4 protein-coding genes are annotated in these 6278 nt (G+C 54.3%); 3 read left to right on the top strand and 1 reads right to left on the bottom strand.

Annotation, left to right across the window (positions count from 1 at the left end):
* Positions 1-42 precede the first annotated feature (42 nt).
* The 3 genes from I6E38_RS02255 to I6E38_RS02245 all read left to right on the top strand — a co-directional run bounded on the left by I6E38_RS02255 (position 43) and on the right by I6E38_RS02245 (position 4612).
* On the top strand, positions 43-1440 hold the full coding sequence (locus tag I6E38_RS02255; protein ID WP_235392462.1) for a rhamnulokinase: 1398 nt from the start codon (positions 43-45) through the stop codon (positions 1438-1440).
* Between the two features lie 16 nt (positions 1441-1456).
* The gene (gene fucP, locus I6E38_RS02250; RefSeq protein ID WP_235392461.1) at positions 1457-2767 is read left to right on the top strand and encodes an L-fucose:H+ symporter permease; all 1311 of its coding nucleotides are present in this window, start codon (positions 1457-1459) and stop codon (positions 2765-2767) included.
* Between the two features lie 159 nt (positions 2768-2926).
* Positions 2927-4612 carry a sulfatase family protein gene (locus I6E38_RS02245; protein WP_235392460.1) on the top strand — a complete coding sequence of 562 codons (1686 nt, stop codon included), beginning with the start codon at positions 2927-2929 and terminating at the stop codon, positions 4610-4612.
* A gap of 279 nt (positions 4613-4891) precedes the next feature.
* On the opposite strand, the gene I6E38_RS02240 is transcribed toward I6E38_RS02245, so the two are convergent.
* Positions 4892-6262: a UDP-N-acetylmuramoyl-tripeptide--D-alanyl-D-alanine ligase gene (locus I6E38_RS02240; protein ID WP_235392459.1), complete on the bottom strand. Its 1371-nt coding sequence runs from the start codon at positions 6260-6262 to the stop codon at positions 4892-4894.
* Positions 6263-6278 lie beyond the last annotated feature (16 nt).

Genomic DNA, 6278 nt, shown 5'->3' with positions numbered 1-6278 from the left:
GGCTGAGGGTGGGGCCGAATGGGGCTTCTTACCCTAACAACAATGACCTATTTAGCTATCGACTTCGGCGGCGGCTCGGGCCGTGTCATTGCCGGAACTATAACCAATGAGGGCGGACGCAAGCAGCTCACCATGCAACTTGTTCACCGCTTTCAAAACCGACAGGTGCGCTTGGGCGAACATGTATACTGGGATTTCCCGGCTCTCTTCGAGGACATGAAGACCGGACTGCGCAAAGCCGCACAGCTGGGACTGGACGTGGCTGGCATTGCCGTGGACACATGGGGTGTCGACTTCGGACTCATCGACCGTCAAGGCAACCTCATCGGCAATCCTGTGTGCTATCGCGACGCGCGCACCCAGGGCATGGCTGAAGAATTCTTCAGCACTACCGACCCAACCGAACACTATGCCGTCAACGGCACTCAGGTGATGGAGATTAACACTCTGTTCCAATTGCTCAGCATGAAGAAAGCCGACTCCCCGCAATTGCAGATAGCCGACCGCATGCTCTTCACACCCGACCTCTTCTCGTTCTTCCTTACGGGCGAGGCAAACACCGAATACACCATAGCCTCAACATCCGAAATGCTCAACGCCCAGACACGCTCATGGGACTGGCAGCTGATAGACCGTCTGGGTCTGCCACGCCACCTCTTCTGCCCTATTGTGATGCCAGGCACAGTGCGCGGACGTCTGCGCCGCGACATTGCAGAGGAGACCGGACTGGGCGAAGTGGACGTTATAGCTGTCGGTTCGCACGATACAGCCAGTGCCGTTGCAGCCGTACCAGCCAAGGCCGACGAGCATCCCGTTGCCTTTATCAGCTCGGGCACATGGTCGCTGCTCGGTGTAGAGATTGACGCGCCGATACTCACCGAAGAGGCACGCAGCGCACAATTCACCAATGAGGGTGGCATAGGCGGCAAGATTACATTCCTGCAGAACATCACGGGACTGTGGTTCTTGCAGCGTCTGATGGCAGAATGGCGCGACGAGGGCGACGAACAGAAATACGACCCGCTGCTCGCAGCCGCCGACCGCTCGCCAATCAAGTCCATCATACCCGTCGACGCACCCGAATTCCAAAACCCCAAATCCATGCAGCAAGCCATTTGCGACTATTGCAAAAGCCACGGCATGGAGGTACCGCAGTCGAAGGGCGACACCACACGCGTCGTACTGCAATCACTCGCAGCCAAATACGCCGAAGCCACACGCGCACTCAACGCCATGCTGCCCTCGCCTATCAAGACTCTGCACATCATCGGAGGCGGATCGCAAAACAAGCTTCTCAACCGACTCACACAAGAGGCTATCGGCATACCTGTAGAGGCAGGACCTGTAGAGGCTACAGCCATCGGCAACATACTCACCCAGGCACTCGCCAAGGGCGAAGTGAGCGACATCAACGAGATGAGAAGCATCACGATAAACTAAAACAACCACCTATCTAATGAAACAATCTATCCTATCAAAGGACGGCGTGAGCTACGTCGTGCCCTTTGTGCTCATAACATCGTGCTTCGCACTGTGGGGCTTTGCCAATGATATCACCAACCCAATGGTCAAGGCATTCTCCAAGATATTCCGCATGTCGGCCACCGACGGCGCAATGGTGCAGGTGGCATTCTATGGCGGCTACTTCGCCATGGCGTTCCCCGCAGCCATGTTCATACGCCGATTCAGCTACAAGGCTGGCGTGCTCGTAGGTCTGGGACTCTACGCTCTGGGCGCTTTCCTGTTCTATCCCGCCAAGATGACGGGCGAGTACTATCCGTTCCTCGCCGCCTACTTCATACTCACGTGCGGACTCTCGTTTCTTGAGACATCGAGCAATCCCTACATCCTGTCGATGGGAACTGAAGAAACAGCCACCCGCCGACTCAACCTGGCACAGTCGTTCAATCCGATGGGTTCGCTGCTGGGCATGTACGTAGCTATGAACTTCATCCAGGCCAAGCTCAATCCGCTCGACACCGCAACGCGCGCCAATCTGTCGCCCGACGAGTTTGAGGCAGTGAAGGAGTACGACCTTTCGGTGCTCATAGGTCCATACCTCACCATCGGACTCGTAATCATTGCCATGTTCGCCCTCATCCTGTTCTGGCCTATGCCTAAGAATGGCGACAAGAACAAGCAGATAAACTTCCTGCCCACACTGCGCCGTATCTTCACCATGCCACACTATCGCGAGGGCGTCATAGCCCAGTTCTTCTATGTAGGCGTGCAGATTATGTGCTGGACCTTCATCATCCAGTATGGTACACGCGTACTCATGGCTGAGGGAATGGGCGAACAGGCTGCCGAGGTTATGTCGCAGCAGTACAACATCATCGCAATGGTGATATTCTGCTGCTCACGATTCATCTGCACCTTCCTCCTGCGCTACGTCAACACCGGACAGCTGCTTATGCTTCTTGCCGTCGCCGGTGGCGCACTGGTAGTGGGAGTCATCACCCTGCAGAACATATACGGTCTCTACTGCCTCGTCGGCGTGAGTGCCTGTATGTCGCTCATGTTCCCCACCATCTACGGCATTGCGCTTACCGGGCTGGGCGACGACGCCAAGTTTGGTGCTGCCGGCCTCATCATGGCAATCCTCGGAGGTAGCGTGCTGCCCCCGCTCCAGGCTTCGATTATCGACAAGGGCGAACTCTTCGGCATGCCAGCCGTCAACGTTTCGTTCATCCTGCCGTTCATCTGCTTCGTGGTGATAGCCATATACGGACAGCGCACGTACATGCGTAGCAAGGGAAAACTCTAAGAATTGAGAATTGAGAATTGAGAGTTGAAAGTTATGATATGTTGTACAATTGATAGATTGTAGCAAAAGAACAGCTATCAAGCTAATCATAACTCTCAATTCTCAACTTTCAATTCTCAACTAAAATATAACATTATAAATAACAAATAATTCATTCTGATGAACAAATCCATTATTTCAGTAGCAGCCCTTTCGTGCCTCGCAGCCACAATGCAGGCACAGAAGAAGGCTGCAGCACAACGCCCCAACATTGTGTACATCATGTGCGACGACCATGCCTTCCAGTGCATCTCGGCCTATGGACACGCCATTGGCAAGCTCGCACCTACGCCCAACATCGACCGTATAGCCGAGCGCGGAATGCGTTTTGACAAGGCATTCGTTGAGAACTCGCTGTCAACTCCGTCGCGTGCATGCTTGATGACCGGACTTTACAGCCATCAGAACGGACAGCGCCAGCTGGGCGAGGGCATTGACACATCGCGCACTTTCTTCACCGAACTGCTGCAGGATGCCGGCTATCAGACTGCCATCATCGGCAAGTGGCATATGGGATGCGACCCTAAGGGATTCGACTATTACCATATCTACAACGACCAGGGCCAGTACTGGAACCCGCAGTATCGTGGCACCGACACCCCCGACGGCAAATACATCGTTGAGGAAGGCTACAGCACCGACCTCTCTACCGACCATGCCATCGACTTTATGGACCATCGCGACAAGTCGAAGCCTTTCTGCCTCATGCTGCACCACAAGGCTCCGCACCGCAACTGGCAGGCCAACATCAAGAACCTCGGAAAGTACGACAACGTGGAGTTCCCTATGCCAGAGACATTCTACGACGACTACGCCACACGCGGCGAGGCTGTGCGCACCCAGAAGATGAGCGTCACGAAGCACATGCGCTGGGAGCAGGACTTCAAGGTGCCCGAGATGCTCGACATGAACAACGAGGACAGCAAGGACTCTTACAACGCTCTCATGGGCGAAATCAACCGTATGACTCCGGCACAGCGCTCGGCTTGGGGATGCTACTACTTCCCACGCAACCGCAAACTGCTCGAAGCCAACCTCAAGGGCAAGGATCTCGACAACTGGAAGTATCAGGCTTACATTCGCGACTACATGTCGGTAATTGCAAGTGTTGACGAGAGCGTGGGCCGTGTGCTCGACTATCTTGACAAGAACGGACTCACCGACAACACCATCATCGTCTACACCTCCGACCAGGGATTCTACATGGGCGAGCACGGATGGTTTGACAAGCGATTCATGTACGAGGAGTCGCTGCGCACACCGCTCATCATCAGCTATCCTGGACATACCAAGCCGGGCAGCGTCTGCCACAAGTTGGTGCAGAACATCGACTATGCTCCGACGTTCCTCGAACTCGCCGGCGTGAAGAAGCCGCAGGAAATGGTAGGCCGTTCGCTTCTCCCCATCTTCGACAACGGCGATGCCCAGAAGCAATGGCGCTCAAGCATCTACTACCACTATTACGACTATCCTACCTACCACATGGTGCGCAAGCACGACGGTGTACGCACCGACCGCTACAAGCTCATCCACTTCTATGGCAAGGGAGGACTCGACGCAGTGCCTGAGAACAAGTATCAGGGTATGGAGGGTACCGCAGAGAACGCTACACTCAAGTCGCTCATCAGCATTGGCTACTTCGAACCGAAGGACAACGAGGTGAACTACAACGAGCTGTACGACCTGCAGAACGACCCGCACGAGCTCAACAACCTCTATGGCAAGCCCGGTTATGAGAAGATAACCAAGCAGCTGCAGAAGGAACTCGACGCTTATCGCAAGGCGCAGAAGGTTGACGAATTCTAAAAATCCTATCGAGAGTGTGTCAAAATAGTAGTTAGAGGAAGTTAAGAAGAAGTTAATCCATCTACGATGGATGGAAGTTAACGGACAAATGCTTTATTTTCAGCAATTTATACATATGTCCGCTCGCTCGGCTTTGCCGCTTGCCTTAGCAAGAACTTCCGTTAACTTCGGGCGAAGCCCAAACTTCCGTTAACTCCTATTTTGATACACCCTCGCAATAAGACCTTCTTTGTTTTTCAAAAGTAGTCCTTTTGGAAAACAAAGAAGGTCTTTACGCATCTACAGCAGCTCTGGCAACTGGAACAGTTTGGTGCCGTTGCTGCCCTTTATGAGGATGTACTTGTCGTGCGGTTTGTCGGCAGCTATTGCCTCCTTCACCTTTTCCACATTGTCGAAAAGGCGGAAGCCGGACGGTGTGTCGCATCCCTCAAACTCCGAACCTACGAGCCATACCTGGTCGAGCGTCATCTCTCGGAGCTGGTCGACAATGCGCTGATGCTCGTCGTGACTCACCTCTCCCAATTCCTTCATATCACCTATAATCACCATTTTGCCCTTGGCATCGATGTCGGCGAAGTTGCGCAGGGCGGCAGCCATGCTCGTCGGGTTGGCGTTGTAGGCATCTACGATGAGTCGGTTGTCGGCAGTCTGCTCAAACTGCGAGCGATTGTTTGACGGCACATAGCTGCTCAGCGCCTGAACGATGCTGTCGGCAGGCACACCGAAGTACAAGCCTATGCTCACGGCAGCAAGCATGTTGGTTATGTTGTACTCGCCAATCAGATGGGTCGGCGTAGCGTGCGGAGCACCAACGGCAGTGCCGTCGTTGTGTCGCCAAGTGAAGTTGAGCATCGGCGAGCAGCTGTCTACGTGTCCGCTCACCCACAGTTGGTCGTCGTCCTTGCATCCGTAGCGCACGAGGTTCAGTCCCTCAGCTATGCCGTTGAGATAAGGATTCTCGCTGTCGATGAACACGCAGCTCTGCGGAGCCTTGCTGCCACACAGCATTTTTCCATTGTCAGTATTGTCGATTCCGTGGTTAGCACGCATGAAATCGTACAACTCGCCCTTAGTATGTATCACACCCTCAAACGAGCCGAAGCCCTGCAGATGTGCACGACCCACATTGGTGATGATGGCATAGTCGGGCTCTACCACGTCGACGAGAGCCTTGATGTCGCCAGGATGCGACGCACCCATCTCCACAACGGCAATCTCATGCTCCGGACGAAGGCGAAGCAGCGTCTTGGGCACACCTATGTCGTTGTTGAAGTTGCCCTGAGTGTACAGCACATTGTATTTCTGCTGAAGCACGGCAGCGGTGAGCTCCTTGGTAGTGGTCTTGCCGTTGGTGCCCGTGATGCCGATAATCGGCGTGGCGAGCGTGCGGCGATGGTATAGAGCAAGCTGCTTGAGCGTAGTCAGGCAGTCGTCGCACAGAATGTAGCGCGAGTCGCCCTCGGGGGCATACTCCGCCTCGTCAACTACGGCATAGGCACAACCCTTGTCGAGTGCCATGGCGGCAAACTTGTTGCCGTCGAACGATGCGCCCTTCAGCGCAAAGAACAACGAACCCTCGGGACAGTCGCGGCTGTCGGTGGTTACGACGGGGTGCTCGCTGAATATCTTATACAGTTCGGTGATTTCCATAATCATTCCTTGTTTT

The sequence above is a fragment of the Leyella stercorea genome, from assembly GCF_021531355.1.
Classification (GTDB): Bacteria; Bacteroidota; Bacteroidia; order Bacteroidales; family Bacteroidaceae; genus Prevotella.
This window is presented reverse-complemented; position numbering and strand designations above follow the sequence as displayed.

Coding starts and splice junctions, on each gene's coding strand:
- I6E38_RS02255 (WP_235392462.1), top strand. CDS start 43: ATGACCTATTTAGCTATCGACTTCGGCGGCGGCTCGGGCCGTGTCATT.
- fucP (WP_235392461.1), top strand. CDS start 1,457: ATGAAACAATCTATCCTATCAAAGGACGGCGTGAGCTACGTCGTGCCC.
- I6E38_RS02245 (WP_235392460.1), top strand. CDS start 2,927: ATGAACAAATCCATTATTTCAGTAGCAGCCCTTTCGTGCCTCGCAGCC.
- I6E38_RS02240 (WP_235392459.1), bottom strand. CDS start 6,262: ATGGAAATCACCGAACTGTATAAGATATTCAGCGAGCACCCCGTCGTA.